This window comes from Streptomyces sp. NPDC059649, from assembly GCF_042734445.1.
Lineage (GTDB): Bacteria > Actinomycetota > Actinomycetes > Streptomycetales > Streptomycetaceae > Streptomyces.
Window position 1 is genome coordinate 1 of sequence record NZ_JBHWDV010000116.1, and the last position, 3767, is coordinate 3767.

The 3767-nt window shown below is 73.9% G+C and carries 3 protein-coding genes and 1 pseudogene; 1 reads left to right on the forward strand and 3 read right to left on the reverse strand.

Annotated features, from left to right (window positions below; translation table 11 throughout):
* Positions 1-140: 140 nt before the first annotated feature.
* Together purH and purN are read right to left on the reverse strand one after the other, a co-directional pair.
* Positions 141-1703 (reverse strand): bifunctional phosphoribosylaminoimidazolecarboxamide formyltransferase/IMP cyclohydrolase, encoded by a 1563-nt coding sequence (purH, locus tag ACFV1J_RS40225; protein WP_385866956.1) that lies wholly within the window; start codon positions 1701-1703, stop codon positions 141-143.
* A complete protein-coding gene (gene purN / locus ACFV1J_RS40230) occupies positions 1700-2365 on the reverse strand; it encodes a phosphoribosylglycinamide formyltransferase (protein ID WP_385866958.1) in 666 nt (221 codons plus the stop codon). The genes purH and purN overlap by 4 nt, the downstream gene beginning before the upstream one ends.
* Before the next feature lie 272 nt (positions 2366-2637).
* Between purN and ACFV1J_RS40235 the strand changes: the two genes are divergently transcribed.
* A complete protein-coding gene (locus ACFV1J_RS40235; RefSeq protein WP_385866960.1) occupies positions 2638-3552 on the forward strand; it encodes a hypothetical protein in 915 nt (304 codons plus the stop codon).
* A gap of 25 nt (positions 3553-3577) precedes the next feature.
* On the opposite strand, the pseudogene ACFV1J_RS40240 reads toward ACFV1J_RS40235, so the two are convergent.
* Positions 3578-3767: pseudogene (locus ACFV1J_RS40240) on the reverse strand (hypothetical protein); the annotation flags it as partial.

A 3767-nucleotide genomic window follows, 5' to 3' on the forward strand; every position in this document is an offset into this window, starting at 1 on the left:
GGGGTTGTTTTCGTCCTCTCCGCCGGGGGCCCCCGCTTTCAACCCCCCCGCGGCTCCCCCCCCGCCCCCCCCCCCCGCCGGGGCGCCGCCCCCCGGGGGGGGGGCGGCCCCCCCGCCCGTTTCCGCGCTCAGTGAAGAGCTCAGTGGAAGAAGTGCCGGGCGCCGGTGAAGTACATCGTCACGCCGGCCTCCTTGGCGGCCTCGACGACCTGCTCGTCGCGGATCGAACCGCCCGGCTGGACGATCGCCCGGACACCGGCCGCGATGAGGATCTCCGGGCCGTCGGGGAACGGGAAGAAGGCGTCCGACGCGGCGTACGAGCCCCGGGCGCGCTCCTCGCCGGCCCGCTCGACCGCCAGCTTGCAGGAGTCGACGCGGTTGACCTGGCCCATGCCGACGCCCACCGAGGCACCGTCCTTGGCGAGCAGGATCGCGTTGGACTTCACCGCGCGGCACGCCTTCCAGGCGAACGCCAGCTCGGCCAGCTGCTCCGGCGCCAGCGCCGCGCCGGCCGCCAGCGTCCAGTTGGCCGGGTCGTCACCGTCGGCCTGGAGGCGGTCGGTGACCTGCAGCAGCGCACCGCCGTCGATCTGCTTGACCTCGACCGGGGCGGCCGGGGCACCCTCGGCGCGGAGCACCCGGATGTTCTTCTTCCGGGCCAGGACCTCGACCGCACCGTCCTCGTAACCGGGCGCCACGATGACCTCGGTGAAGATCTCGGCGACCTGCTCGGCCATCGCCACCGACACCGGACGGTTCACGGCGATCACACCGCCGTACGCGGAGACCGGGTCGCAGGCGTGCGCCTTGCGGTGCGCCTCGGCGACGTCCGCGCCGATCGCGATGCCGCACGGGTTGGCGTGCTTGATGATGGCCACACAGGGCTCGGCGTGGTCGTACGCGGCCCGGCGCGCGGCGTCGGTGTCCGTGTAGTTGTTGTACGACATCTCCTTGCCGTGCAGCTGCTCGGCCTCGGCCAGCCCGCCCTCGCCGGTCACGTACAGCGCGGCGCCCTGGTGCGGGTTCTCGCCGTAGCGCAGCACGTTCTGGCGCGCGTAGGTCGCGCCCAGGAAGTCGGGGAAGCCACTGTCGTCGGCGGCCGCGTAGTCGTCGGCGAACCAGCCCGCCACGGCCACGTCGTAGGCGGCGGTGTGCTGGAACGCCTCCGCGGCCAGCCGCTTGCGGGCGGTCAGGTCGAAGCCGCCGTCACGGACCGCGGCGAGCACGTCGGCGTACCGGGCCGGGCTGGTGACGACCGCGACCGACGGGTGGTTCTTGGCCGCGGCCCGCACCATCGAGGGGCCGCCGATGTCGATCTGCTCGACGCACTCGTCGGGGGTGGCGCCGGAGGCGACGGTCTCCCGGAACGGGTAGAGGTTCACGATCACCAGGTCGAACGGCTCCACGCCCAGCTCCGCCAGCTGCTGCCGGTGGTCCTCCAGGCGCAGATCGGCCAGGATGCCGGCGTGAACCTTCGGGTGCAGGGTCTTGACCCGGCCGTCGAGGCACTCGGGGAAGCCCGTGAGCTCCTCGACCTTGGTGACCGGCACCCCGGCGGCGGCGATCTTCCCGGCCGTCGACCCGGTCGAGACGAGCTCGACGCCCGCCGCGTGCAGGCCCTGCGCCAGCTCCTCCAGCCCGGACTTGTCGTAGACGCTGACCAGCGCGCGGCGGATGGGCCGCTTCGTACCTTCGGCGGTCACGAGATACGTACCTTTCGTCCCTCAATGCGGTAGCCGTGCCGGGCCAGATGCCCCACGACCTCGACGAGCAGCGATCGCTCGACTTCCTTGATGCGCTCATGCAGCGCGGGTTCATCGTCCTCGTCCCGGATCTCGACCACGCTCTGCGCGATGATCGGGCCGGTGTCGACCCCGTCGTCGACGAGGTGGACGGTGCATCCGGTGACCTTCGCGCCGTACGCGAGCGCGTCGCGCACGCCGTGGGCACCGGGAAAACTCGGCAGCAGCGCCGGGTGGGTGTTGACGGTCCGGCCGCCGAACCGGGCCAGGAACTCCTTGCCCAGGATCTTCATGAAGCCGGCCGACACCACCAGGTCCGGCTCGTACGCGGCGGTCGCCGCGGTCAGCGCGGCATCCCACTCCGCGCGGCTGCCGTAGTCCTTGACCCGGCAGACGAAGGTCGGCAGGCCCGCCTTCTCGGCCCGCTCCAGGCCCGCGATGGCACCGCGGTCCGCGCCCACGGCCACGATCTCGGCGCCGTACTCCTCGGCTCCGTGGGCGGCGATGGCGTCCAGCAGGGCCTGCAGGTTCGTACCGGAACCGGAGACGAGCACGACGAGGCGGGCGGGTCGGGCGGACCCGGCCGGCCGGGCGGACGGGGCGGGGGGCGGGGACGAAGCCACGGCGGGGCTCTTTCTCGATCTCGTTCTCGATCTCGCGAGCGGTGGGCTCACATGCTTTGTGTGGTCGCACAAGGCCGCGGGTACCGCAGATCCGGGGAACCCTACGAAGGCGCCGACCGTCAGCAACGATACCGGCACACCGAGCGGCCCCCGCGGGACGGGGGCGGGGACGGGAGGTAGCGTCGGGCGTGAGACTGCATGCAGTTCGTGGTATCCGGTCGCCGGTCGCGAAGGCCCGCGTACGGACGAGACAAGGGGAAGACACACTCCAGATGACGGACCGACGCCGCCGCGCGGCCCTCCTGCTCCCTCCGCCAGCCCTCGCTGGGAGGTACCCCGAGCCCGGCACCGCCCCCGGGGTGGTGCTGCTGCCGCGCGGCCGCACGTCGTCGTCCTCCGGCCCGTCCTCGCCGGACCCCGACCGCGACAACCCGTTCGCACCGCCGCCGCCCGGCACCCCCGACCAGGATTGGCGACCCCGCCACCCCTCCCCGTACGCGAACGGCCAGGACCAGGAACAGGGACCGGGCCGAAGCCACGGAGAGGGGCCGGGAGAGGGCGAGGGCCAGGGACCGGACGACCCGGCGCCGAGCTGGGGCAGCCAGTGGAGCCCCCGTCAGCCCGGCCGGCAGAACGGCGGCTTCGGCTCCCGGCCGGGCGGCCGCAACGGCCAGTCCGGCGGCGGACCCGGAGGCCCCGGCGGCCCCGGCAACCTCCGCTGGGACCCCACCGACCCGGCCCAGCGCCGGGCCCGGTACGCCCTGCTGGCCGGTATGTGGGCGTTCTTCTTCGTGCTCTTCAGCCTCTCCGAGGTCGCCCTGCTGCTCGGCTCGCTGGCGATCTACTGGGGCATCAGCGCGCTGCGCGCCAAGCCGGACCCGACGAAGGCCGCCGCGTCGGCGACCACCGCCGCCATGGAGGGCCGCCCCGCCCCGCACCAGCCGCCCGCCCAGGGCCCGCGCCCCGGCGGCCCGGGTGCCACCCGGCCGCAGGTCACCTCGGCCGTCGCGGGCCTGGTGACCGCCTCGCTCGCGCTGATGCTGGTGGCCGCCACGTTCACCGTGCAGATCGTCTACCGCGACTACTTCACCTGCGTGAACGACGCCCTGACGCAGTCCTCCGGCAAGACCTGCGAGAAGCTGCTGCCGAAGGAACTGCGGCCACTGCTGAGCGTGGAGCAGCCGTAGCAACTACGGTGCGGGCGCCCCGCGTTCAGCGGGGCGCCGGCGCCGACGTCTTCCCGGCGGCCGCGGCCTCCCCGTCGGCCGCCACCTCTCCTTCCGGCGCTGCCTTTCCGTCGGCCGCCGCCCCTCCGCCGGGTGTCCTCTCGCCGCCGGTGGTCCTCTCGCCGCCGGTGGTCGTCTCGCCTCCGGTGGCCGGCGCCCCGCCGGTGGTCGCCGCC